This window comes from Paenibacillus melissococcoides (assembly GCA_944800085.1).
Classification (GTDB): domain Bacteria; phylum Bacillota; class Bacilli; order Paenibacillales; family Paenibacillaceae; genus Paenibacillus_B; species Paenibacillus_B melissococcoides.
Genome location: CALYLO010000001.1, coordinates 1,403,490 through 1,427,865, shown reverse-complemented (window position 1 = coordinate 1,427,865; position 24,376 = coordinate 1,403,490). Strand labels below are relative to the sequence as shown.

Below are 24,376 nucleotides of genomic sequence, written 5' to 3'. Positions count from 1 at the left end.
GCCATGGAAGGGAACCGACGTGCTGATCATCCTGGTCATATGGAGGCTGCTGCTGTCGGCTCCCGTCATGAACGCGTTCGCCATCCCGCTGGAGTAATCCGGGGCTCCCGCCCGCCTATGCCCGCAGCGCTGCGGCCTTTATCGTCCACATCATTCAACTCGCCGTGATCGGGCTGTTCATCATCCGCAAATATCAATTAACCTGGACATCCTTTGGCTTTCGCAGGCCAACGCGATACGATTGGGTGCAATTGCTGCCCTGGGCGCTTCTCGCCAATTGCATCTCGCTTCTTGTGCTGTGGTTTACGTTTACTGTGCTGTAGACGGAAGGTTCATCCAAGGCCGGGGTGGCGGAGTCGTCCGCCTTCGAGCTGACATTGATGATGGGATCTGTCGTTGCTCCCTTCGTGGAAGAGGTCGTCAATCGAGGCGTCATTTACCGCTATTTGCGGAGCCGCTTCGGCGTCTTGGCCGGCGTCATCGTAAGCGCGCTTATTTTCGGAGCCGGCCATGCCCCGGAGCTGATGCTGAATGCCTTCGTAACCGGCAGCCTGTTCGCGCTTTTTTATGGAACAAGTGGCACCCTGTGGATGCCCGTCATGCTGCACGGCATCATGAACGCCACCGTTATTTGTATTTATACCTCTGGTAATTTTTACTAGAGAACGAACTATTAAAATTTTAATTATTTTTTTATAGCATAATTGATTTTCTGCCGCCAAATAATATACGAGGAAGATCCAATCGAACAAAGGAGTTGAAGCACATGTCCGTAGATGCATATCTGAATTTTAACGGGAACTGCCGGGAAGCCGTCGAGTTCTATGCCGATGCCTTCGGCACAGACAAGCCGCAGATCATGACCTTTAGCGACGTGCCGCCCCACCCGGATTTTACGCTTCCGGAGGAAGCCAAGCATCTGGTGATGCATGCCCGTCTCAACATTTTGGGCAGCAACGTCATGTTCTCGGACGTATTCCCGGGAATGCCTTTCACGGTCGGCAACAATATCAGCCTCGCCGCGATTTTCGAGAGCGAGGAGCAGCTCCAGTCGATTTACGACAAGCTGAAGGCCGGCGGCAAAGTCGTCATGGAGCTCCAAGAGACATTCTGGAGCAAACGCTACGGACAAGTGGAAGATCGGTTCGGAATTTTGTGGCAGCTGAACCTCGGCGAAGGCGGGGAAATGGAAGCCTAAAAGCGGGAAATAAGAGAGGGGGATCCCACAAGTAGTATTTCACTACAGTGAGACAGCCCCCCTGATTCTCAAAGCTCGACACGCCGAAAACTGCAAAACTGCAGCCTTCCTTTATGACGTGTACTCCGTTACAGGGAATTCTGCACAACTGCATCAATTTCAGACTATCCAATAGATAAAAGATAAAAATCGATGAAAATAATTTACATTTGCAGCAATTGCATCAAATAGGAGGTCAAATAACGTAAATTGCTGCATTAACGCAGGATCACACTGCCTCATCCATCTTCTATCGGTTGCCCGCCGCCGTTTTTCCCGCGTCCGCATTCTCTGTTGACACGTCACCTCAATCATTTTGCAATGCCTATAAGACACTCCCTTTTTTACATGGCGCTATTCAGACAATAAAACGCATATTATTGATGTTTTGAGAGGAATGCTTTCAGTCCCTCCAGCGACATGACTCCGACTTTTTTTGGCGACCGCTTCGCCATTTTTGAACAGAATCGTTGCCGGAATGCCCATAATCCCCCTATCCGTAATCTTCCTCGGTCAAATCCATATTGACGGTCATCGCGGTCCGGCTGCCGTCCGCCGCCGCAAATACGACTTGGGAAGGCGCAAAGTACGAAGCTTCCCCTGCGGCATATAAGCCGGGTATCGAGGTTCTTCCCTGTTGATCCGTCATAATCCCGCCCGATTCGGTTCTTGCGCATCCTTTCTAATGTAGATATCAAAGACTCTTTATATCTATAATAAAACCAAAAAAAGTTCTTTTCGCTTCGAATCCTATCACTTCCACGCCGCGCGAAGCGGCGGATCTCGTCAGACCTGCGTTTGCTTGCGGGCCAGATCCCCCAATTTCGCATTTTGGAGATGCTGCTCCATCTTCTCTTCCGCTTCCTTCATGACCGCTTGAATCAAGCATTCCGATCCGTGGGCAAAGCCGCATTCAAACAAGGAAGCGGTCCCCTCAATGGCGTGAATGATATCCAAAAACGTAATGTCGTCTTTATTGCCGGTTAACCGATAACCGCCATTGGCCCCGGAAACCGATTCAATCATGCCTGCTTTCACGAGCCTCGTTAAAATTTTGGAAAGATAGGTCGGCGACACGCCTTGAGCTTCCGCCAACTGCTGAACGCCAATCGGCTTCACCGAAGAAGCTTCCAATAACATGAGCATCGTGTGAAGAGCATAATTCGTCGCTTTTGAAAATCTCATGACTGCACCTCATTCAAGGACTTATTGTATCTATAATATCCTTGATGCTGGATATATGTCAAGCCAATATGTCAAGCCAGGCCTTCCCGGCCATGGGAATGAGTCGCGGAGAGCTTCTAGCATTTGCTTGTGACGATATCGTTAATATTTTCTCATCGAATTCTAATAAAGCCGGGAATTCATTGACGTTACAGCGTTTTCATGACTTCCGTTAAATACTGGATGCAAATCATATGTTATGTTGGTTATAGGCCTTGCCCCAACTTTTCAATACAAGGAGGAAGACCATGAACAACATGAAGAATCAACGCATCGTAAAAACAGTAATGGGAATCAGCCTTAGCTTTTTTATAGCATTGTCCGGCACGGCGATGGCGGCCCCTCAACAAGCCCAAGCGGCCTCCGCGTCCGCTTCCGCGGCAGCGGATGATATTATTGCGACAGGGAAAGCCTTTCTGGGTGTCCCTTATCATTTCGGAGCCGAGTCCGGCCGCACCGATCGATTCGACTGCTCTTCGTTCACGCAGTATGTGTTCAAGAAGCATGGCATCGAGCTTCCGCGCTCTTCCCGGGAGCAAGCTACGGCCGGCGTTAAAGTCTCCAAAAACGAACTGCAGCCCGGCGATCTCGTCTTTTCCGATACGAACCGGGACGGCAAGATCAACCACGTTTCCATCTACATGGGCGAGGACAAAATCCTTCATACCTATAAAGTCGGTGTCGGCGTAACGATTTCCGATTTTTCCGGCAGCGCCTGGGACAAGACGTTTGTGACCGCGCGCCGCGTCATCTCCGCCTCGAAATCCGAAGCCTCCGCCCCAACGCAAGATCGTAACGCCGAAGAAGGCTACGATCAGGAAGCTCCTTCCCAAGAAAACTAGTGGAATTGGTAACTATAATATACGTGCTTGACAGCAGGGGTTCATGCGGAAGCCCTGCTTTTTCTCTGTCTGCCTCTGGACTCCGCCGGCTTTATCCGTACGGGCCTCCTTACTTGTTAGTATCCCCGCTGGAATGAACATCATGCGCTCGCGGCAACCCTTTTGCGGTCTAAACAACGAAATAGCCCTGCTGTTGAAGCAGGGCCGGTTTATAGGGCCGAATCTTTTAATAAATACATGCGCGCGATACGATAACCAACAAGATGAACAGAACCAAGATAACGCCTGTGGAAGTAAAAAGACCTCCGACACCTTTGCATCCAATGTCACTCATTCCATGCGGCCTCCTTTCACTAGGTTCATTGTCATATTATTAGGAAAGCATCCTTATTGCCTTGGCTATGTCCCAGACAACAAGAATTGGGCTTTGGCTGCGGACAGCTTGTCCCAAAGATTCTTATCCATGATAAAAGGCCCCGCCGGGAGCCTTTTTGTCTCTCTTATTATCCATTGTTCCTCATAAATACGATATCGGCAGCCCCTCGAAGTAGACAATCTGCGCGGTCCGGATATGGAACGCCTTGTCATGCCGATTCAACTGAATATGATCGACCGCGACGCCGGCCAATACGCCTTCCAGCGTCTCTACGGTCGTCCGGACGGTGATCCGCTGGCCCTGATGCCGGCTTAGATGATCCAGGAATACCGGATCCAGACAAGTCACGTAATCGGTTGGCTGCGGCACGGCCGGCGTCGTGCATATCGGCGTGCACGCGGCCGGTTGATGATTAACATAGGCAGGCTGCACGATCGGGTGAAGGCAAGTCTGAACATGATGCGGCTTGGCAGGCGGTTTTTCTTTTTCGGCAGGCGGCTTGGGTGCGGGCTTCTTCTCCGTCATGGGCGGTTCCCTCCTTTTCCGTCTCATTGTAATTATATATGTTCCGGAGCAGGGAATATTCCGGCTGGTGTTGAATCCGATGAACCGCACATTGCGGAGCGTCGCTTCCATCAAGTCGATGCCGATAAGCTTGCAATGGCGGACTTCGGCAATATCACCTTGTCGAACGTGACGCGATCCCCGTTCTGCCGTTCGATGGCGCAATCCTTGATCAGTCCTTCGCGGAACACATCCTCGTCAAACAGCATGCCGTGCGGCAAATGCAGGTCAGACAGCCCCCGCGGCTATCCTCTAACTATATCGCCGGACGGGATCATTCGCCAGTGCGGCATGCGAATCCTGACGGGCCATCCGGGCATGACCCCCGGATAACGCACAAAAAGCCGCTCCGGAAGAAGGCGTTGGGTTCCGGAACAGCTTCTTGGCAGAGATGACAGCTGTGGGATTAGGCCGACAGATCCGCTTTGCTCCGCTGCCTCATCGCTGCCGCCTGCGCCATCGCGTAGACAAGCAGGAACAAGATCATGAAGCCGGCGGCATACCGGTACATGTCGGCATAGCCCGTAGCGGCCGAGATAGCCCCCAGCAGGAGCGCTCCTGCGGCGACCCCGAGATCGGTCGAGTTGTAGAACATGCTGTTCGCCATGCCGTATTGCTCCTTCGGCACGAGCCGGATCATCCAGGCCTGAATCGTTGGCTGAATCGCCCCGAACCCGAGCCCGTACAGCAGGGCGGATACGATCAGCAGCGGAATCGAGGCCGTATACGATAATATCGTCAAGCTGGCGATAACACAGACGGCCGCCGGGATCAGCACGGCCGCATGGCCCCTGCTGTCGAAGACCCGGCCCGATACCGGCCGGATCATGATGATCGTGACGGCGTTGAATAAAAAGAACAGCCCGACTTGCTCCAGATGCACCGCTTCGCCGAACAGGGCAATGAAGCCGAGCAGCCCGCTATAAGTTATGGACAGAATCACATTGAGCAGAGCCGGGAACAGCAGCTTCGGATGGAACGGCTGCTTCTTTCGGGACGCCCCTGCGGGGCCGGGAGGCCGGCGTTCGGGCGGGATCGAGCGGGTCAGCAGCAGGATCGGAAAAATGAGGGCCACGGTTACCGTTCCGATGATGGTCAGCGTGCCGAATCCGGCTTGCTTCATGACATTGAGTCCGATCATCGGCCCGATGGACATGGCGAGACTGGTCGACAAGCCGAAATACCCAATTCCTTCTCCCATCCGGGGCAGCGGAATGATCTGGGAGACCATTGTCGGGATAATGGTGCTGCCCATGCCGAACCCGATGCCGTATCCGACCCGCATCAGCAGGAGGGAGCCGACGGAATCGGCCGCGACATAGAGGGCGGTGGTGACCGCGGCGGCGGCAAGGCCGATGTACAAGATGACGCTGCGCTTCATCCTCCGCATCAGCGCGGCGGTAATGAAGCGGGTCGCGATCGCGGAGGCCGCGAACACGCTGGTGACCAAGCTGACGGTCACATCCCCGGCCTGGAATTAATTTTTCACATAGGCGGGAAAGGAAGACAGCAGCATTTGCAAATTCAAAAACAATAAAAACGAACAAATCGTTAACGACAGGAACGATTTCGTCCAAAGCGGTGTGGATGGTTCCTTCATCAACTATCTCTCTCCTTATTCTCTGTCTGCTAATTCATTCACATGGCTGTTGACGCGGAGAAGAAGCTCGATGAGCCGTTCATATTCCTCTTCCGACATACATTGCTTGATATCGTGAATCATTTGCTGCTCGATTGGCGATGTTTGCTCGATCAGCGCTTTCCCCCGCTCGGTAATGCGGACGAGGAAGGAGCGGCGATCATGCTCTCCGGGTGTCTTGAACACGAATCCCTTCGCTTCCAGATGATCGAGAATCCGCGTCGTCGTAGGCTTATCCTTGCCCGAGCGCTCGGCAATATCTTTTTGGATCAAGCCGTCGGCCCGGCTAATCTGATACAGGATGGTCCATTGCTCCGGCGTAATGCCGTACTTCTTCAAGCGGTGCTGGAACAGTGTCGACACCTTGCGGTAGGTCATGCCCAACACGAAGCCAATGGAACGGAACAGGCGGTTCTCTTCGGTCAAGCCGGCAGTCTCCTTTCAATGGTTAAAGTCAATACAGTTGTCTAAACAACTATATGCCTAACAACTACAATTGTCAATGGAAATCAGGCGGCCTCCGTCTGTTATTTGTCATCAACGGCGCTTGAAACTGACGCTGCGTCATCTTGTATCATGAGGAGACATCATCCAATGAAGGTGGGATTATTCGTGATTCCGATTCAAGAGGTGACCAAGACGACCGGCATCACCGTCCGGACGCTCCGCTATTACGACCAGATCGGACTCTTGAACCCGGCAGGCAAGACGCCCGGCGGACATCGGCTCTATTCGGATGACGATTTGATGAGATTGAAGCATATTCAATTTTTGAAGCAGACGGGCTTCCGCTTGCAGGAGATCGATGAGATGCTCGCCATCCATGACCTGGATTGGTCGGCCAGTCTGCACAATCAGTTGGCCTATGTGCGATTCAACTGTCCGGACGCAGTCAGGAGACGCGCCAGAAATACCGCAAGCTCCTCTTCCAGGAGCATGAGCACAAGCTGATGTCGCGCCTGCCAAGAGTGGATGGCAGCGATCCCGATTCGCTGGAATGGCTTGGGCGAAGTGCCCGGAGCAATCCGCCCAAGTCGGGATGTATCCCTTGGAGCCAGAGCTGCTGGAGCTGTTCGAGCAGGCGTATAACCACTATCTTGCCTGCGAAGACGCCCGGCAGCCGAAGCAGGAGGCCGGCGCATAAGCGGCGAGCGGCCTCGCCCGCCCGCCGCATTCCCGCTGCCTTACGCTGGCTACAGCCAGGAGGAGGCGGCATAACGGAGCAGCGCAACGGCCGCCATCCCGATAACGACGGTAATGAGCAAGCTCCGGGTGAAGTATGCGGCGGCGAATGCGGCCGCCGCGGCAATGAGCGGCAGCAGGGAGCCGCCTTCGCTGCCCACGAACAGCTCCTGAGCCAGCAGCGCCGACATGACCGCGATCGGGATGTGGCTCAGCCAATTCTGTCCCCATTCCGGGAGCGGCTTCTTGCTCAGCACGATAAGCGGCAGCACCCGCGGTATCAAGGTAACGAGCGCCGCGCCCGCCAGCATCAAGAGAAAACTCCATCTTACTTCCATTTTTCTATCCACATCCCTACGCTTACGGCGCAGCCTGCGACCGCCAGATCGACTCGATACTTGGACCGTTCCAGCAATTGCAGCATGAACAGGCCGATGAACATGGCCGGCAGGGCAAAATCCAAGCCGTACTTCTCCGGCGCGGCGATCCAGTGTCCGAATATGCCGCCGGCGAGATTGGCGACGAGCCAGTTCAGATAAGCAGTCACATTCAGTCCGAGCATCCAGGGGAAGCTTCCCTGCGTCCGCCCCGTCAGCTTCGTCACGGCGACGCCGAAGGTCTCATCGGTTAGCTGGGATCCGATCAGAATATTTTTCCAAGCCGGCAGATGGCGGAAATAAGGCGACATCGCCGCGCTCATTAACAGATGGCGCAAATTGACAAAAAATACAGTAAAAATAATGGCAAACACGGGGCTTCCGGAGGCAAGCATGCCGGCCACGATGAATTGAGCGGAGCCGGCATACAAAAATATCGACAGCAGGGCGATTTCGGCCAAAGACATGCCTGCCGTCTTCTCCACCACTCCCGCGGCAAAGCCGATGCTTAAATATCCCAATACGGTGGGAAGGCAGTCCTTCACCCCCAGCAGAAACGGTTCGCTCCTCCTGGCAGGCGCATTCACATATTGTTGGTTCATAGCTCCTCCTCTGTCCGCCCTGGCTCCCCATAGCGTTGTCCGGTAACGACATGATAGAGCGCAGGATGATTCCGCCACAGCGCATCCAGCTTCTCCGCTCCGAAGACGGCCGTAATCTCTTCAATCATGATGTCATGCCGGATATACTCGGTCGCCACCAGCACGAGCACCGGGTCATGCGTCCGAACCGCCCAGGAGGCGGCGTCGCCGGAGAAGTTCGCGATGAGCACCTCCTCACCGTCCCTGGAGACGATGGTCAAGCGCCCTCCCGCCCGATCCTTGACCACTTCCGGCGGCATATAATCATGATGGAAGGTCGTCCCGATCCGGGCTTCCGGGGCTCCGAAGAGTACGGAAAACACCTGGACTCCGTCCCGCAGATGCGAATCCACCGCTTCTTGAACGACGGGCACCTGCGGCTCCCAGACGGATAGCCACAGCTCGTCCTCGGCCCTCCCGATCATGTCGGCCATTTCCTTCAGCACCAGTTCATCGCTGCGGATATGCCAGATGACATCCATGTCCCGCTCCCGCTGCAGCAGCGGCAACTTTTGTTCCAGCAACGATAAGGATTGCTCAAATTGGTTCCGCAGCCGATCAATGAGCTCGCTCGAAGGGACCGGGGAATATTTGACCGGATCGGAAGGCACGAGATGAACTGCCCCCTTGTCCATCAATTTCCCCAGCACCTCGTATATCATCGAGCGGGGCACCCCGGATCGCTTGCTGATCTCATAGCCCGTCACCGGGTGAACCTTCAACAGCCCGATATAAGCCTTGCACTCATACGGAGAAAAACCGAGCTTCTGCAGCTCCTTAAATACCTCTTCCATGCGGCACATCCCTTCTTCCGGATTAAGATCTCCTTGCGGAGTTATGTATCTAACTACTAGCGATCGCCGAAAAGAAAAACGGCTCAGCGCAGAGCGAACCGTATTCGGCCAACCTGGCCGCGTCGTTAGATTACTCCTTACTATAATGCCGCTTCCACATCCTGTCAATGGTTCCTCATCAAAGATCTGAATATTGCGACGCTTCTCGCCATTCTCCGTTGAAAGGCAGGGCATGGAATCGCCGATGAGGTTCCGGAATAGTGCTTGTTAACGATCATGCTTCGCGGCCGATTCACGATTCGAATTGCAGGAACACGTTGGCGGTGTAATACCGCTTCGCAATATCCTGCAAGTAGGAGGCCTGGACGGACAGAACGGCGATGACCAGACCGTTGCTGACTGCCTTCCGGCAGGGACCCGAGAGCGCCCACTCCTGCGCCTTGCGATCGGCCGTCGTCTTGACGAGCTGCTCGAGCAGCGCATCCGGCGCGCCCCCGGCCGAAGCATGTCCGGCGACGTCGAACAACTGGTCATTGTTCGCGTCCAACTCCTCGAACATGCCCGCGTAGGCATGATAGATCTGAATCGGATCGATCCTTTCGTGCCTGTCGCGGAACAAGGACTCGAACAGGGTGCGAATCGATACGAAATCGAGCGTGCATTTCAGATCGTCGATCATGAACATGAGCGCCGCTTGATTCACCGAGTATTTGCGCCCCTCCTTCATGCTGGCGAACAGCTCTTTGAAATCGCGCTTCACCCAATTCTGAATCGATGTAATCGAAATGTTCGAATGCTCTATCAAATGGCCCAGATCCGCGATTTCCTGCAGCGAGAATCCGGCAAACGGCTGGCCCTGAATCAATTTCTTAATGATATGCGGCATATCCAGCGACAAGATCGCCTGCATCGAATCCGCCGCCTCTCCCGCACTGCCGTGACTATGCGACCATGCAGCCTGGAGAATGGCCAACGGCGACTGGCGCTGCACCCCTTGCAGCGAGAGCAACAGAGACGACATTTCTTTGCGGGTCAGCGTGAAGGACTCCATCTGCTCCCCTCCTTGCCTTGCAAAAGTTCATATGAACCTAATATAGCACTGTTCAAAATTGCTTGTAAAGAGCCGAAAAACGAAGGGAATCGCATCCCACACGGGCCTCAACGGGGATAAACCGGACCGTTCCCCCCAAACGACCCCTGCCGCCAGTTGTACATCCAAGGTAAAGTTCGTAAAATTAGTTCATAAGAACTTAAATCTGATAATAAAGGGATGAGACAACATTATATGGGTATAGGATTGAATCTATTCATGATTGCCGTATTGATTATGCTGACCGCGTTCTTCGTCGCGACCGAGTTCGCTATCGTGAAGCTGCGTTCCAGCAGAGTGGATCAGCTCGTGCTGGAAGGCCACAAGAAAGCGCTCGCCGTTCAGCAAGTCACAAGCAACATGGATGGATATCTGTCAGCCTGTCAGTTGGGAATTACGATTACGGCGTTAGGACTCGGCATGCTGGGCGAACCGACCGTGGAAGCGATGCTGCTCCCATGGTTGACGGACATGAATATTAGCGGCAATGTCAGCCATGTGCTGTCTTATGCCATCGCGTTTTTGTCCGTTACCTTCCTCCACGTGGTCGTCGGGGAACTCGCGCCGAAGACGCTGGCCATTCAGAAGGCCGAAGCGATCACCTTGCTGGCGGCGAAGCCGATCATATTCTTTTACAAATTGATGTACCCATTCATCTGGCTGCTCAACGGCTCTGCGAACCTGTTGGTCCGGACATTCGGACTCAAGCCGGCCAGCGAGCATGAGGAAGCCCATACCCAGGAAGAGATTCAGATTATCCTGTCCGAGAGCCTGCAGAGCGGGAAAATCAATAACGCCGAATACGGCTATGTGAACCGCATCTTCGCCTTCGATGAGCTGTTGGCGAAGGAGATTATGGTTCCGCGCACAGATATGGCCTGCGTATATACCAACTATTCGTTGGAGCAAAATCTGGAGATTATCCGCAAGGAGCAGTACACCCGCTTCCCGGTCGCGACCGGCTCCAAAGACAATATCATCGGCATGATCAACACGAAGCAGCTGTTCCTGGAATATGACCGAGAAAAGGAATTTGATTTTCGAGCATTGATTCACCCGATTCTTACCGTGCCCGAAGCAATACCGGTCAAGACCTTGCTGACGCGGATGCAGCAGGAAAATATGCATATGGCCCTGCTCGTGGATGAGTACGGCGGGACATCGGGGATTATTACGATAGAAGATATATTGGAAGAAATCGTCGGCGAGATTCGGGATGAGTTCGATACCGATGAGCGCCGCGAAATCGAAGTGTTGGATGAAGGATGCTACCTGCTTGACGGCCTTGTGCCGCTGCACGAGTTCTGTCATCTGACCGGACTTGAGATCGAGAACGCGGAAGTGGACACGTTCGGGGGCTGGGTGTTCAATCATTTCACCGAGCTGCATCGCGGCAAGGAATTGCGTTATGAGCATGTCCGGATGATTATCCGCGAGATGAGCAAGAACCGCATTCGCCGGATTGAAGTCATTGTCGAGGACAAAGTGGAAGCACCAGCACCAGCACCAGTACCGGAATAACAGGCGCCATTGGCCCTGATCATGGGACATGTGCCACAATCGCGCCCTCTCCCGAACGGAAGAGGGCGCTTCTGCATTTAACAATCCTATTGCTTTGTGATAAGCTAACGGTAACGTGACACGGAACGAAGGAAATAAGGAGTTGCCAATAAACCTATGACCGAGCCATGGATTGAAGAACTGCTGCACGCCGATGCCAATGCGAAGATGACCGAGAAGCAGGAGCGGATCGTGAAGGCAGCCATTGAAGTTTTTGCGCAAAAGGGCTTTGCGGCCTCCTCGACCAGCGAGATCGCGCAGCGCGCCGGCGTGGCGGAAGGCACCATCTTCCGTCATTACAAGACGAAGAAGGATCTGCTCCTCTCCATCGTGGCGCCCTCCATCGTGAAGCTGATTGCCCCGTTCGTCCTGCGCGAGTTCAAGGACGTGCTGGACACGGAATATGAGAGCTACGATCAATTTTTGCGGGCCGTCATCGAGAACCGCATCGATTTTTTGCATCACAATATGAGCTTGGTCCGCATTGTGCTGCAGGAGCTTCCCTTCCAGCCCGATCTTCAGGCCCAACTGCAGGAGATTGTCGTCTCCCAAGTGATGAAGCGGTTCGAGAAGATTATCCGCCGCTTCCAGGCCGAAGGGAAGCTTGTCGAGCTGCCGACCGGCACGGTTATCCGGCTCACCGCCTCGGTCATTATCGGGTATGTGCTTGCGAGATCCCTCTTCATCGAGAAGGAGCAAGCAGAGTGGAACGACGAGCGGGAACGGGAAGCCACGATTTCCTTCCTGATGAAGGCGCTCACCCCTTGATCCAAAGACAAGCCGCCGCAGATCGCAATCCGCGGCGGCTTTTTCAGTTCCACTTTATAGTTTGCGGTACTTCCGCAGCACGGCAATGTTGAGCACGATAAAGACGAAAGCGAATCCGAGCAGCGCGACGAGATCGGAATAGATTTCAGACAATCCCATCCCTTTGTACATGACCGCTTGCAGCGCATCCCCTCCATAATACATCGGCATGATCCGCGCCAGGGCCTGCAGCCAATCCGCCATGCCGTCCACCGGAAAAATGCCGGCGAAGAAAACTTGGGGGACGATGACAAGCGGAATGAACTGCACCATCTGGAACTCCGAGTTGGCGAAGGCCGACAGCAATATCCCCAACGATAAAGCGACCAGCGCAAGCAGCAAATTAATGAGAATCACGTTCCCGAGGCTGCCCGCCATCACAATTCCGAGCACCTTGACAGAATAAAAGACGACGATAAGCGTCTGAATAACGGCAAACAGCCCGTAGCCCAACAAATAACCGAATACAATCTCGCTGCGGCGAACTGGCGTCGACATCAGCCGCTCCAGCGTGCCGGTCGTCCGTTCCCGCAGCAGGGCGATCCCCGAGATGAGGAAGACGAAGAAGAAGACGAAGAAACCGACAAGAATCGGACTTAACACATCAAAGAACGAGGTGCCGGCATCGCCGTACATATAATCGATCGCCAGCTTCGGCTCCGCTTCGCCGAGAGGGTTCCCTGCCGGATGCTCAACCTTTCCTTGCAGCAGATGAGCCAGCCGTTCCGCTTGCTGCTTCGCCGCCTGTGCCGCAAGCGTCTGCATCACCTTCATCTGCAGCGCTTTGGCCGAGGCCGGATCCTCATTCCGCAGCGTAAGGGCGGCCTCCTCCCCTTGCCACTGCAGGACGCCGTCGAGCTCCTCCTCAGCCAGCAGCTTCTTCGCTTCGGTTCCGCCAGGATAGACCATCGGTTCGATCTCCTTGTCCCGCAGCGCCTCTGCTATCGCTTCATCCGCGCCGATCACCGCAAGCTTCGGAATCGCGCCGGAATCGCTCGTGAACAAGAAGTGAATGAGCGTCAAAATAAGCAGGGGCGCCACCATCATGAGCGCCAAGGTTCGTTTGTCGCGCATCATCTGCTGGCCAATCCGTCTAACGAGGGCTCCCGTTCTCATGCGTCCATTCCCCCTGCCTTAATAAATATTTCCTCCAGGCTGTGAATGCCGAAGCGGCTCTTCAATTCAGCAGGCGAGCCATAGGTCAGCATGCGCCCTTCCCTCATCATCGCCAGCCGGTCGCATTTTTCGGCTTCGTCCATGACATGCGTCGTCACCAAAATCGATTTGCCTTCCTGCTTCAGGCGGTACAGCTCATTCCAGATCGATAATCGGAGCTCGGGATCGATACCAACCGTCGGTTCATCGAGGACGAGGACCTGCGGATCGTGAACGAGCGCAATCGCCAGCGACAGCCGGCGCTTCATGCCGCCGGAATACGCCATCACTTTTTTGGACAAATGAGGCGTGAGTTGAACCAGATCAGCCGCATAGGCAATCCGTACGGATCGTTTCTTTTTGGATAGGCCGAACAGAGAAGCGAAAAAATCAAGATTCTCCTCCCCTGTCAGCTCCGGATAGAGCGCATCCGACTGGGCCATATACCCGATTCGCTGCAGCATCCCGAGATTCGGTATCCGGACGCCTTCGACCTCGATCGCCCCCTGAGAGGCGGAATCCATGCCGACGATCAGCTTCACCAGAGTGGTCTTCCCTGCCCCCGAAGGGCCGATCAACCCATAGATCTCCCCTTCGGCCACGGTCATATCCACGTCAGATAGAATCGCCTTCTTGCCATATCGCTTGCTTACCTGATGGACGGCAATTACGTTTTTCAAAGGATTCACCATCCCTGCAATAATGTGAGTGAGTGTTTACTCATTTTTATTATACCAACTTTTCTCCTTATGTAAATCGATTGTTTCATCTCGCTCCCAACCCGCAACGAAGCAAAATGAGCGTCCCCTTTCCCGCCGGAATGAAGACGCTCCTCATGAGCACTTATTGCATGAAGGACTTGGCCCGCACGAAGAGGACGCTCCCCGCTCCGAGCCAATAGATCAGCATATGGCCCGCCGATGGCCACAACGATGCCGTCCCGGGACCCGATGGAGCAGCGAACAAGAAAAGGAATAAACTCAGGAGGCAAAATAACGCTTCCCACCCGATCCATCTCCAGGCGAACAGATGGGCCCGCATTCGATGGAGCGCATATAGATTACCGAATACCGCGACGCCTTCCAGCGCCAGAACGCCAATAGACGCCGCCTCATACCCGAATCCGGGTATGGCCAGCAGGAAGAACAGCAAGGCCGTCGAGAAGGCGATTCCGTTCAGCAGGCCCATGAATGGAATATTTTTCTTTTCTTGGGTCCATAAAATACTCGTCGTCAGCTCGCGAATGCCGACGATAAGCGGGAGAACCGCGAAGTACCGAATCGGAGCCGCCGCCTCGGGGGTATGGAACAACAGATGTGCCAACGGATCCGCGAACAACAACAGGTACATGCCGCTTAACAAGCCCCATGTCCAGCAGAGCTGAAGCATCCTCCGGACCATAGCATGGTAGGACCTCAACTCGCCCTGCTGAAAATAAGAGGCCAGCTTCATCGTCATCGTATACGAGACGGCGGCCGTTACGATCGTCGGCATATAAGCGACGATGACCGCCATTCCCGTAATGACGCCGTAAATCGATATCGCTTCCGAAAGGGTGTATCCTGCGGTCTGAAGCCGGCGCGGGATGAGCAGCGAATCGATGAAGTCCGAGGCGGGGACCAGCAGCCTCGTGAAGCCAATCGCCAGGGAAGCATGGATAATCGATCGGACTCCGCTCCGGACTGGCGAATGGGATTCAATAGAGCCTGCGGGAAGGAAGCGCCTTGTCGCGAGACAGACCGTAAGCAGCAGGAAGGCGGACAGCGCGCCCGTCGTCGTTCCCGTCAACCCGGCCCCCAAAGCGATGGACGTCCCTTCGGAGGCGAACAAAAAGACAAGAATAATCATGGTGCCGACCCGAACGGCCTGCTCCGCTATCTCCGAGAAGGAGATGGCTCCGTACCGCTCGGTTCCCTGCATATACCCTCGCAGCAGCTGCAGTATCGGAACGGCCAGCAAAGAAGGAGCCAGGCAGCGGATAGCGGCTTCCACATCCGGGTTCCCAAGAAGGGCGGCAATATGTTCGGACTGCATGTACATCAGGAGGCTGGCCGCGCCCCCGGCCAGTGCGACGGGCACGGACAGCGTGCGAAAAGCGGCCCAGCCTCTGGCCGGATGCTTGGCGGTAAATAAGGCCAATGCCGTCGGCAGCCCTCCGGTAATGATCATGAGAAAAATACCATAGCATGAATAGGCGAGCTGGTATAATCCGACGCCCTCGGCGCCAAGAAAGCGGGACAGCGTCGCTCTCCCCGCTAAGCCAATGACCTTGCCCACGAGGATAGCTCCTGCCCGCAGGGCAGCCGGATTTATGACTGGCAGCTTCATTTTCCATCACCCGACCATTCCAACCTTGTCCTCCCATTGTATGATTGGACGGGCCGGGTTATGTTCAACAGACGGCGCTGCGGTTAATCGCGGATATGGATCAGCAAGTAGGTCGTATTCCGATCCCAGCCCAAGTCGAAGGGAACGCGGTAGCGATCGGCGGTATGCGAGTTAACCAACGGATAGCCGAAATCATCGAATCCGACGACGACCGAGAAATGATCCACATCGCCGTTAAAGTCGTAGCCAATCAGATCCCCGGGCTGCAGCTTCGCAATCGCCCCGGCCGGATGCCTCTCGGATGGCTTGACGATATCGGTGAATTTGCCCTTGGCGATCATCTTGCCATAACCGCTGTGCAGCAGGAAATTTTTAAAGGCATCGGTTTGAACCCATGTCTGGGATCCCCCGTTGAACAAAAAATAATGCCAGCCGCCTCTCATTTTCAAGCCTCCGCCTTCCTCCGGATCGCCGATACATTGGGAAGCGAAGTTGGTGCAGTCGCCGCCCAAGCCGGTATAATCCCGGTACTTCGGGTTATATCGGTGCTTGTTGCCCGCTCCCCAGGCCGTACCGGCATATTTATTGGCGTAAGCGACGGCTTTCTGCCGATTATATCTCGGCCTCCGCTTCGTGTCCGATTGCGTGGAGGGCCGATCGGCGTCGTTGGATGGCTGCTTCAGCTGCGGCCTCAGCATCATATCGTCGGCTTCGGGAATCAGCTTCGGGTTCTCCTCCAGCGGGTCAAGATACCATTCCCGCAGCACCTTCCACTTGCCGTCCTCCTTCGTCAGCGTGATCGCATGGCGGGTGCCGATTCCGAACGATTGTGTCGGAACGACGCTGTGCGTATAGATATAATCCAGCCGCAGAGATTCGACGACGGAGACCGTTGCTTTATTTCCTCTCACCTTGGCCCGAATGATCCGGACATCGCTATCGGCGTTAATGAATTGCATGCCTCTTCGTTCCGCCCAGGCATGAATATAGGCGGAGCGATCAATTTCATGTCGAAGCGCGTGACGGCTGCTGCCGGAAGCGGCATAATGATCGCGAATCGCCTGTTCCTGCTGATGAATCAAAAAATTCGTCCTGTCTTTGAAAACCTGCTGGATGTAGCCGGTCACCTCTTCATCCTTGTCACCGGAAGAAGCAGCCTCCGCTATCGCCGTAATCCATATGCAGCATAGCGACAGCATGATGAACATCGTTTTCCTTACCATTTCGCATCTCCTTGGCAGTATTTCCACATCATTGAGGGAAGAACGCATTTTCACTGCCTTTAAGTTCTCCATACCCGTTGTTTTGATGCTGCGAAAAAATAGCAGACTGAAATTTGTCCTCCTACGCAATCTAAAAAGGAATGTATGGATAGGATGTGTGAGCAGATGAAACCATTTCCATTCATCGCGGCAGGCTGCAGGTACATCATTATGCTGGCGCTCATTGGCTGCCTCCTGCCCGGAACGGCAGCGGCTGAACCTCAGAAAACGGCCGTCATCGTCATCGATGATTTCGGCAATAACGGGCGCGGTTCGCAGCAGATTATGGAGCTGCCCTTCAAGGTGACCGTCGCGGTGATGCCTTTTTTGAAGTATACGAAGAGTGACGCGGAACGGGCGCATGCGGCCGGTCACGAAGTCATCGTGCATATGCCGATGGAGGCGCTGGCGGGCAAAAAATCGTGGCTTGGACCGGGAGCGATTACGATGGATTTAAGTGAGGACGAGATTCGCAAGCGGGTGCATGCCGCGATCGACGATGTTCCCCATGCGGTCGGGATGAACAATCATATGGGCTCAAAGGTGACGGTTGAGCCGAGAGTGATGCGAGTCATCTTGGAAGTGTGCAAGGAGCGGGGCATTTATTTCCTGGATAGCCATACCAACTATCGCAGCGTCGTCGCCAAAGTGGCAAAAGAAGTGGATATCCCCTCGCTGGAAAACCATATTTTCCTGGATGATGTTCACAAACCGTCGGCGATCAAGAAGCAGTTCTTGCGGATGCGGGCGCATTTGAATCACCACAATATATGTATCGCCATCGGACATGTCGGAAGCGCGGGACATATTACGGCAGCTATCCTGAAGGACCAAATGCTTGAGATGAACCACCAGCAGGTTGTGTTCAAAACCGTGTCGGAGGTGCTGCCGCCTGCCGTTCCCGTCGTCCCTCATCCATAGCCTTCGCCGATGCATCGTAGACCAGCCGCATAGATGCGAACTGGTCTACCACTGCTGGCAGGGATGCCGCGCCACATGATTACCGGCTACCCCTTAACGGTCGGATCCGGTCCCGCAGGAGGCCCGTCGTACAGATGCGAGCGGGCTTTGAACCAACGGAACAGATGCGTCGCCACGACCTTCAGCACCGCATATCCCGGCACGGCCAGGATGATGCCGAGGACGCCGAACAAATTGCCTGCCGTCAGAATGACGAAGATAATCGTGATCGGATGAATCCGCAGCGTCTTGCCCATAATTTGCGGGGAAATGAACTTGCCTTCGATCAATTGGACAACCGTCCACACCGCTATCATCTTCAACAGCATGATCGGCGAAGTCACGAGCGCCACGATGAGCGCGGGCGTAATCGCAATCGCCGGCCCCAGATAAGGAACGATGCTCGTGCAGGCCGCGATCATGGCCAGAATAAGCGAATAATCGAGGCCGATAATCAGATAGCCGATATAGAGAAGCATGCCAATGCAGCAGCTGATAATAATCTGCCCCCGGATATAAGAGCTGATCTGATGGTTCATCTCCGTCATCACCTGACCGGTCTGCTTGCGCAGCGGCGTCGGCACGAACCCGAGAATATAGCCTGGGAGCTTCTTCCCGTCCTTCAGCAGGTAGAACAAGATGAACGGCACGATCACCAAGGAGAGAATAGTCTCTGTCACCGCCCCGACGAATCCGCCAATACCCGACCACGTATTATTCAACAGGCTCGTGGCACGCTCCGTTATCGTATTGATCAGCTTCGTTGTATCGAGATCGATGGTCTGCTGAAAGCGCTGAACATAATCGCTGCCAATCAAGTCCGTCAACAGCGTCTCGATACGAGCCCAGAAAGCCGGGAAGTTCGAGACCAGCTCTATCACCTGATGGCGGATGACCGGAATCACGGCCAAGACGACGATCGTAAGAAGTCCCAAAATAAGGAGATAAAGAAGCAAGATCGTAATGACCCGCTTCACTCCTTTTTCCTGTAAATAATCGACGATCGGGTTAAACAAGTAATATAACACGCCCGCCAGAATGACAGGGAGCAGGACGGTCCTGATCAAGACAAGCACCGGACGGAAGACGAACGAGATCTTCGTCAGCAGGAAAATGTTGAGCCCGATCAGCAGCAGAATCAGCAAAAACAGCACGAAGCGGTTGTTTAAAAAGAACAGTTTGAACTTGCTCATCTTCGATTGAGGTTGATCCATATGCATACCCCTTCTCCACTCCATATCATTGGTTCATCATTGTCTTTTTTCTCATTTTAGCATAATGATTTCGCGAATCCTAACACCGCTGCCAACGCGGGAACGCGCCCCTTTTCTTCATTTTTCCCGCTTTCCCGGCAGGCGGATTTCCGCTTTAAACCGGCATAGGGTGTCCGGCCTATTCGATACTTTTTCTTCCCGTTCGCTTCGGCATGATTGCCGGCGGTCCGGACATAATAAGGGCAAACAGGGGAAATGTGGTGATGCCATGACAAGGACTTCGATTCTGCTCGTGGAAGATGAACATAATGTATCGGAATTCCTTCAGTTGGAGCTTCAGCATGAAGGCTACGATGTGACGATTGCGCAGGACGGCGAGCAGGCGCTCGACTATTTCAAGCAGCAGGAGTGGAATCTGATCCTCCTGGATTGGATGATTCCCCGCCTCAACGGCCTGGAAGTATGCCGCCGCATTCGGAAGACGAGCGATGTGCCCATCATTTTGCTGACGGCCCGGGATTATATCGGCGACAAAATCGCCGGCCTCGATACCGGGGCCGATGATTACATTACGAAGCCGTTCGAGATCGAGGAGCTGCTGGCGCGAATCCGGACCGTCTTGCGCCGGCACAATCCGTCATGGCATGCCGCGGCGCCGGAACGGTATCAAGTCGACAGCTTGACGATCGATGTGAAAAAAAGACGGGTGACGCGCGAGGGCGAACAGATCGATTTGACGCAACGGGAATTTGATCTGCTTCTCTATTTAACCGAGCATCAAGGGGAAGTCGTCAGCCGGGAGCAGCTCCTGTCCGACGTCTGGGGCTATGACTTCGCTGGCGAGACGAACGTGGTCGACGTCTATATCCGCTACCTTCGCAACAAGCTGGATCGCACATACAAGCCGAAGCTCATTCATACCGTGCGCGGAGTCGGCTATGTGCTGCGCTCGTCTTAGCCCGAGGCTCTGCCGATTCGGCCAAGGCTGACGTTACTGCAACGGGAGGTCGTTCCGATGAAGTCTTTCTTTTCCCGCCTCAAAAAGCCCTTCCGTTTATTGCCGGACACCTTAATGTTCCGCACCACCATGTTATATGTGCTGAGCTTGCTTGGGGTCATCGTATGGATCGGGCTGTTCATTATGGGAACCGTCAGTCATACCGTCATTCAGGATACGCGCCGGGAACTGACCGCCGTCGAGCTCAAATTAATCGATACGCTGGAGACGCCCGCGGATAAACAGTATCAGGATATTCTGGATGAGATGCTCTATCCCGATCATGCGAATTACTACGTGCAGGTGATCGATGCGTCCGGACGTGTCCTGGCCCAATCCCGGGGATGGTACGAGGCTTATGATACGAATCAGCAGGAAGTGAAGCTGAACTGGGTCGTCGATACATTGAAGTGGAACACGAAGAGCGGGCTGTTCTTCCGGGATCAGCTCGTCTGGAATCCGTTGGGCGGCGGAGAAGGGACGATTCATATCCGCGTTCAATTGAATAATGTCAAACGCCTCCTTCAGATTATGGTGCAAGTGCTGTTCATCACCGGACTGATCAGCTCCACCGTCGGATCGTTATGGCTCTACCATGTGACGCGGCGCAATCTGTCCCCATTGTTCGCGATCACGAACGCCGTCCGGAACATTCAGGATCATCCGGATCTCAAGCACCGGATTCCCGTGCCGGATACGCCGCGGGAGCTCAACGATCTGGCCCGTACGCTCAATCATATGCTTGTGCAGTTGGGAGAGCAGGTCGAACGGGAGAAAAATTTCGTCTCGGATGCTTCCCACGAGCTCCGCACGCCCCTGACCGCCTTCCGGGGATACGTCAAGCTGCTGAAGCGCTGGGGAACGAGCAACCCGGATGTCCTGAACCGCTCGCTCGAAGCGTTGGATCAGGAGAGTCAGCGAATGCAGCGCCTCATCGCGCAATTGCTCACCCTGGCCCGGACGGGCAGCATCACGCCAAGCCGGGAGCGGATCGATCTCTCCGATACGATCCATCAGGCGATCCATCAGCTCTGGACCGAGGATCGGGGCATTACGCTCCGCGTCAATCTGGACAAGGACGCCTTCGTGCTCGGGGACGGGGACCAGCTCCGCCAGGTCGCCATCATCCTGATTGAGAATGCCATCCGCTACACGAACCCGGGAGGCTGGATTCGGGTGGAGGTGGCGCGGAACAAGAAGCGGGTATGCTTCTCCGTCGCCGATTCCGGCATCGGAATTCCTGCCGATGAGATCGGCAATGTATTCGATCGGTTCTACCGGGTGGACAAAGCGCGATCCAGAGCAACCGGCGGCACCGGGCTCGGCTTGTCTATCGCCAAGCAGCTGGTGAACAATCACCAGGGCAGCATCGAGGTGGAGAGCCGCCTCGGCGAAGGAAGCACCTTCACGGTATGCCTGCCTCCCGCTCCGCAGCGGCATTAACGCGCAATAAGGCCTCCTAAAGACACGAGATTCGTATCTTCAGGAGGCCTTATCATAGCTTGTCCGGTTACAGGACGCGGCGAACTCCCGTTACGCGCTTACCCCATTTTCCATCGAGGCTGGAAATCGTGACGCCCGGTTTGCCGTAAGTATGCAGGATTTTCCCATTCCCAATATAAATGGCGACATGGTGAACCGGAGAGTAGAAGAACACCAAATCTCCCGGCTTCATCTGGCTCTTGCTTACCTTCTTGCCGACCTTCGATTGCTGCTTCGAAGTACGCGGCAGCTTGATGCCATGCTTCTTGTATACATATTGAACGAAGGATGAGCAGTCGAATGCGCTCGTTATGCCGGACTTCGCCCCGAACTTATAGGGTACGCCCATATATTTTTTGCCGGTGGCAATGATGCTTTTCGCTTTGGCGCTGCTCGTGGTGGCGGAAGCCGCACTCGCCGGCTGCAGCGGCATCATGACACTCGCTGACATCAGAAATGAGACGCTCAAGCTGACACTAATCAGGATTTTACCGAACTTGGCTGGTTTCAATGAAATACATCCTCCTTCAAATCGGGTTAGGCACATCACCTGAAACCACCATAACATATAAATTTTTTACATTATTTTCTTGAAAGTGAAATGTAATCGGTCCCCGTTGCGTTTGCGCCGCCCGATGAGAAACGGATTAGACTTTTCTCATAAAACTCCTCTTGACAGCTTATCCCGCTCCCAGACATGACAAAGGGGCAGTCCCATAAGTAGTTTTCGCTACCGTGGGACAGCCCCCTGATCTCAAAGCTCGACTTGCCGAAAAACTGCATAAATCAGGCTGTTGGAAAACCCCTGTTTTTTACGAAGTAATATCATTGTAATATCATTTTGCTGGGAAAAAGTGGTGTTTGGTGAGAGAGAATGGAGGGGGGATGGGGTCTTTGCTTTACCCCACCCTTCTGGCGAGATGTGTGGCTATCTTTTTTATGTTCTGTGCAGTGGCTGTCATTAGCACTTGCTCCTGCACCTTGTCTCTTCCCCGAAACCGGCAATAGCGAAGTCCATGGAGCACTTTGGCATCCGCGAAACTTCGCTCAATGGTTTGGGCGCGTAGGGCATAAACGGCTTTTCCGCTCTCACTCTGGAAGTTTTGAACTACTTTCTCTTTGTGTTCTTCCCAGATATGCCGTTGTATGGTGCGTTGTTTATTTTTGTTCTCGTTACACTTGCTCAATAATGGACAGGCAGCGCATTGTTTGGGATCGGATTTATAATCTCTGAATCCTTTTCGTGTTGTGGTGCGGTACGTGAGTTCTTGCTGGTTTGGACAGATAAAAACATTCTTTTCTGCATCATAATGAAATTTCTCTTTGGGAAATACACCGTGTTCACGGGTCGAACGCTCTGGAATAACTGCCGTGATGTTTAATTTGTTCGTACGGTAACAAACATAGGCCGTCATGTAACCAGAGTCGAGTGCAACGGCCTCCAGCGACTTTTCCCAGCCAAACTTCTCTATTTGATGTAGTAGACGATCTACATAAACAACCGAATCATTCACATTTCCAGGCGTAACGTAGCAGTCCGTAATCACGTTGTATTTATGATCTACGGTGCGGTGATCTAAATAATGAAACCCTTCCGGTTTTCCATCCCGATTCAGGTTTCCGCTCTCCGGATCTGTTAAGCTAACTTTTTGTTCCTTGGTTTCGGCCTCCTCTTTGGGAGGCAGTGGCTTTTTTCCAAAAGCGACCCGATCCTCATTCACGGCTTGCTCCAGCTCTTGGAGATATTCATAAGGCGTACAAGTGACTTCTCGTTTCTCGTACCGTCCGTTATTGGCATTTGCCTTGATATGCGTGGAGTCGGTAAAGAGCAGCCGACCTCCCACCATGTTGTGCTGAATCGCCTGCTGAACGATATTATCGAAGATATCTTGGAAGATGGTAGTATCCTTAAACCGATTTTTCCGGTTCCAGCTAAAGATCGAATGGTCAGGCGCTTTGCCGGAAAGCCCGAGCCGTAAGAACCACCGAAAAGCCAGGGAATCGTTGACGACTCGCTCCAGTTCTCGCTCTGAGCGAATGTTATACAAGTAGCCGATCAGCAGCATTTTAAAGAACACAATGGGATCCACAGATGGTCGGCCGTTCGACTCGCTGTAGTAAGGACGCACAAGGTCCAAAATAAAGGTAAAATCAATATGTTTATCGATATGACGAAGCAAGTGATCAGGGGCAACCATATGCTCAAGACAAACCAGTTCATAGTCCAGTTGTGGGTTGGGATCATTCGTGTAAAGCATACAAACACCGCGCTTTCCATGGATTATGATAAGAACATTATACCAAATTAACGCGGTGAATGGGTAATTAACATAGACTTTCTCAACACTCTGATAAATGCAGTTTTCCCTTATGACGTTGGCTTCGTTACAGGAATTCCTGCAACACCGCATGAATTCAACATATGAAAGAGATAGAAAGAAAAAAAACGGGGGAAATAATGTAGTTTTGCAGGAATTTAATGGAATATGGACTCAAAGGGCGTAAATTCCTGCGTTAACGCAGCATTTCACTGCATCATCCATCTTCCACCACTATCTTCCCGCCTCTATATTCTCTGTTGTCCCGTCGTGCCCCCTCCGCGTGCCCTGCCTTTGGGGCAGCCTCCGATCGTGCGCGGACTGCGG

The 24,376-nt window shown here is 53.8% G+C and carries 26 protein-coding genes and 2 pseudogenes; 10 read left to right on the top strand and 18 right to left on the bottom strand.

The annotated features are described in order from the left end of the window. Positions 1–380: 380 nt before the first annotated feature. Complete coding sequence (locus OCY70_RS06600; protein WP_213428626.1) at positions 381–662, top strand: CPBP family intramembrane glutamic endopeptidase; 282 nt, start codon at positions 381–383, stop codon at positions 660–662. A 104-nt stretch (positions 663–766) separates the two neighbouring features. Continuing rightward, positions 767–1,198, top strand: coding sequence for a VOC family protein (locus OCY70_RS06595; RefSeq protein ID WP_213428625.1), 432 nt, complete (start codon positions 767–769; stop codon positions 1,196–1,198). 532 nt (positions 1,199–1,730) lie between these two features. On the opposite strand, the pseudogene OCY70_RS06590 reads toward OCY70_RS06595, so the two are convergent. Beyond that, positions 1,731–1,916: pseudogene (locus tag OCY70_RS06590) on the bottom strand (FAD-binding protein); the annotation flags it as partial. A 107-nt stretch (positions 1,917–2,023) separates the two neighbouring features. Beyond that, entirely contained in the window at positions 2,024–2,422 is a 399-nt protein-coding gene (locus OCY70_RS06585; protein ID WP_213428623.1) for an Rrf2 family transcriptional regulator, read from the bottom strand. A gap of 287 nt (positions 2,423–2,709) precedes the next feature. On the opposite strand from OCY70_RS06585, the gene OCY70_RS06580 reads away from it, so the two are divergent. Further along, entirely contained in the window at positions 2,710–3,303 is a 594-nt protein-coding gene (locus tag OCY70_RS06580; protein ID WP_213428622.1) for a C40 family peptidase, read from the top strand. Positions 3,304–3,529: 226 nt separating this feature from the next. Here the strand turns inward: OCY70_RS06580 and OCY70_RS06575 are convergent, their stop codons facing one another. The 5 genes and pseudogenes from OCY70_RS06575 to OCY70_RS06555 all read right to left on the bottom strand — a co-directional run bounded on the left by OCY70_RS06575 (position 3,530) and on the right by OCY70_RS06555 (position 6,308). Then, positions 3,530–3,637: a YjcZ family sporulation protein gene (locus OCY70_RS06575; protein ID WP_242069396.1), complete on the bottom strand. Its 108-nt coding sequence runs from the start codon at positions 3,635–3,637 to the stop codon at positions 3,530–3,532. A gap of 183 nt (positions 3,638–3,820) precedes the next feature. Beyond that, the gene (locus tag OCY70_RS06570) at positions 3,821–4,204 is read right to left on the bottom strand and encodes a DUF2642 domain-containing protein (protein WP_213428620.1); all 384 of its coding nucleotides are present in this window, start codon (positions 4,202–4,204) and stop codon (positions 3,821–3,823) included. 110 nt (positions 4,205–4,314) lie between these two features. Then, positions 4,315–4,464 carry a hypothetical protein gene (locus OCY70_RS06565; RefSeq protein ID WP_213428619.1) on the bottom strand — a complete coding sequence of 50 codons (150 nt, stop codon included), beginning with the start codon at positions 4,462–4,464 and terminating at the stop codon, positions 4,315–4,317. Positions 4,465–4,649: 185 nt separating this feature from the next. Continuing rightward, positions 4,650–5,843 (bottom strand): annotated as a pseudogene (locus OCY70_RS06560) (MFS transporter). Positions 5,844–5,858: 15 nt separating this feature from the next. Further along, complete coding sequence (locus OCY70_RS06555; protein WP_213428618.1) at positions 5,859–6,308, bottom strand: MarR family winged helix-turn-helix transcriptional regulator; 450 nt, start codon at positions 6,306–6,308, stop codon at positions 5,859–5,861. 168 nt (positions 6,309–6,476) lie between these two features. On the opposite strand from OCY70_RS06555, the gene OCY70_RS35725 reads away from it, so the two are divergent. Both OCY70_RS35725 and OCY70_RS35720 read left to right on the top strand, forming a co-directional pair. Next, positions 6,477–6,833, top strand: a complete 357-nt coding sequence (locus OCY70_RS35725; RefSeq protein ID WP_306433938.1) for a MerR family transcriptional regulator — start codon at positions 6,477–6,479, stop codon at positions 6,831–6,833. A 46-nt stretch (positions 6,834–6,879) separates the two neighbouring features. Further along, entirely contained in the window at positions 6,880–7,026 is a 147-nt protein-coding gene (locus tag OCY70_RS35720) for a hypothetical protein (protein ID WP_306433937.1), read from the top strand. 49 nt (positions 7,027–7,075) lie between these two features. On the opposite strand, the gene OCY70_RS06545 is transcribed toward OCY70_RS35720, so the two are convergent. The 4 genes from OCY70_RS06545 to OCY70_RS06530 form a co-directional block, all read right to left on the bottom strand. Next, positions 7,076–7,402: an AzlD domain-containing protein gene (locus tag OCY70_RS06545; protein WP_213428617.1), complete on the bottom strand. Its 327-nt coding sequence runs from the start codon at positions 7,400–7,402 to the stop codon at positions 7,076–7,078. Next, the gene (locus OCY70_RS06540) at positions 7,393–8,043 is read right to left on the bottom strand and encodes an AzlC family ABC transporter permease (RefSeq protein WP_249725168.1); all 651 of its coding nucleotides are present in this window, start codon (positions 8,041–8,043) and stop codon (positions 7,393–7,395) included. The genes OCY70_RS06545 and OCY70_RS06540 overlap by 10 nt, the downstream gene beginning before the upstream one ends. After that, positions 8,040–8,876, bottom strand: a complete 837-nt coding sequence (locus OCY70_RS06535) for a TrmB family transcriptional regulator (protein WP_213428615.1) — start codon at positions 8,874–8,876, stop codon at positions 8,040–8,042. Before OCY70_RS06535 ends, OCY70_RS06540 begins: the two co-directional genes overlap by 4 nt. Before the next feature lie 292 nt (positions 8,877–9,168). Further along, on the bottom strand, positions 9,169–9,927 hold the full coding sequence (locus tag OCY70_RS06530; protein ID WP_213428613.1) for a DUF1836 domain-containing protein: 759 nt from the start codon (positions 9,925–9,927) through the stop codon (positions 9,169–9,171). A gap of 234 nt (positions 9,928–10,161) precedes the next feature. On the opposite strand from OCY70_RS06530, the gene OCY70_RS06525 reads away from it, so the two are divergent. Together OCY70_RS06525 and OCY70_RS06520 are read left to right on the top strand one after the other, a co-directional pair. Beyond that, positions 10,162–11,487 (top strand): hemolysin family protein, encoded by a 1,326-nt coding sequence (locus OCY70_RS06525; protein WP_213428612.1) that lies wholly within the window; start codon positions 10,162–10,164, stop codon positions 11,485–11,487. A 156-nt stretch (positions 11,488–11,643) separates the two neighbouring features. Next, a complete protein-coding gene (locus OCY70_RS06520) occupies positions 11,644–12,294 on the top strand; it encodes a TetR/AcrR family transcriptional regulator (RefSeq protein WP_213428610.1) in 651 nt (216 codons plus the stop codon). A 54-nt stretch (positions 12,295–12,348) separates the two neighbouring features. Here OCY70_RS06520 and OCY70_RS06515 read toward each other — a convergent pair whose 3' ends face one another. The 4 genes from OCY70_RS06515 to OCY70_RS06500 form a co-directional block, all read right to left on the bottom strand. Then, positions 12,349–13,449, bottom strand: a complete 1,101-nt coding sequence (locus tag OCY70_RS06515) for an ABC transporter permease (RefSeq protein WP_213428609.1) — start codon at positions 13,447–13,449, stop codon at positions 12,349–12,351. Then, positions 13,446–14,168 (bottom strand): ABC transporter ATP-binding protein, encoded by a 723-nt coding sequence (locus tag OCY70_RS06510; protein WP_213428608.1) that lies wholly within the window; start codon positions 14,166–14,168, stop codon positions 13,446–13,448. Before OCY70_RS06510 ends, OCY70_RS06515 begins: the two co-directional genes overlap by 4 nt. Positions 14,169–14,331: 163 nt before the next feature. Beyond that, the gene (locus tag OCY70_RS06505) at positions 14,332–15,816 is read right to left on the bottom strand and encodes an oligosaccharide flippase family protein (protein WP_213428607.1); all 1,485 of its coding nucleotides are present in this window, start codon (positions 15,814–15,816) and stop codon (positions 14,332–14,334) included. Between the two features lie 83 nt (positions 15,817–15,899). Further along, positions 15,900–17,039 carry an amidase domain-containing protein gene (locus tag OCY70_RS06500; RefSeq protein WP_213428606.1) on the bottom strand — a complete coding sequence of 380 codons (1,140 nt, stop codon included), beginning with the start codon at positions 17,037–17,039 and terminating at the stop codon, positions 15,900–15,902. Between the two features lie 165 nt (positions 17,040–17,204). Here OCY70_RS06500 and OCY70_RS06495 point away from each other — a divergent pair, with 165 nt between their 5' ends. Next, the gene (locus tag OCY70_RS06495) at positions 17,205–17,999 is read left to right on the top strand and encodes a divergent polysaccharide deacetylase family protein (RefSeq protein ID WP_306433936.1); all 795 of its coding nucleotides are present in this window, start codon (positions 17,205–17,207) and stop codon (positions 17,997–17,999) included. An 86-nt stretch (positions 18,000–18,085) separates the two neighbouring features. Here the strand turns inward: OCY70_RS06495 and OCY70_RS06490 are convergent, their stop codons facing one another. Then, positions 18,086–19,252, bottom strand: coding sequence for an AI-2E family transporter (locus tag OCY70_RS06490; RefSeq protein ID WP_213428605.1), 1,167 nt, complete (start codon positions 19,250–19,252; stop codon positions 18,086–18,088). Between the two features lie 268 nt (positions 19,253–19,520). On the opposite strand from OCY70_RS06490, the gene OCY70_RS06485 reads away from it, so the two are divergent. Both OCY70_RS06485 and OCY70_RS06480 read left to right on the top strand, forming a co-directional pair. Next, positions 19,521–20,210 (top strand): response regulator transcription factor, encoded by a 690-nt coding sequence (locus tag OCY70_RS06485; protein WP_213428604.1) that lies wholly within the window; start codon positions 19,521–19,523, stop codon positions 20,208–20,210. A gap of 57 nt (positions 20,211–20,267) precedes the next feature. Then, positions 20,268–21,692 (top strand): sensor histidine kinase, encoded by a 1,425-nt coding sequence (locus OCY70_RS06480; protein WP_213428602.1) that lies wholly within the window; start codon positions 20,268–20,270, stop codon positions 21,690–21,692. A gap of 67 nt (positions 21,693–21,759) precedes the next feature. On the opposite strand, the gene OCY70_RS06475 is transcribed toward OCY70_RS06480, so the two are convergent. Then, positions 21,760–22,182 (bottom strand): C40 family peptidase, encoded by a 423-nt coding sequence (locus OCY70_RS06475; protein WP_373871463.1) that lies wholly within the window; start codon positions 22,180–22,182, stop codon positions 21,760–21,762. Positions 22,183–22,630: 448 nt separating this feature from the next. Continuing rightward, the gene (locus OCY70_RS06470; RefSeq protein ID WP_261944690.1) at positions 22,631–23,989 is read right to left on the bottom strand and encodes an IS1182 family transposase; all 1,359 of its coding nucleotides are present in this window, start codon (positions 23,987–23,989) and stop codon (positions 22,631–22,633) included. Between the last annotated feature and the right edge of the window lie 387 nt (positions 23,990–24,376).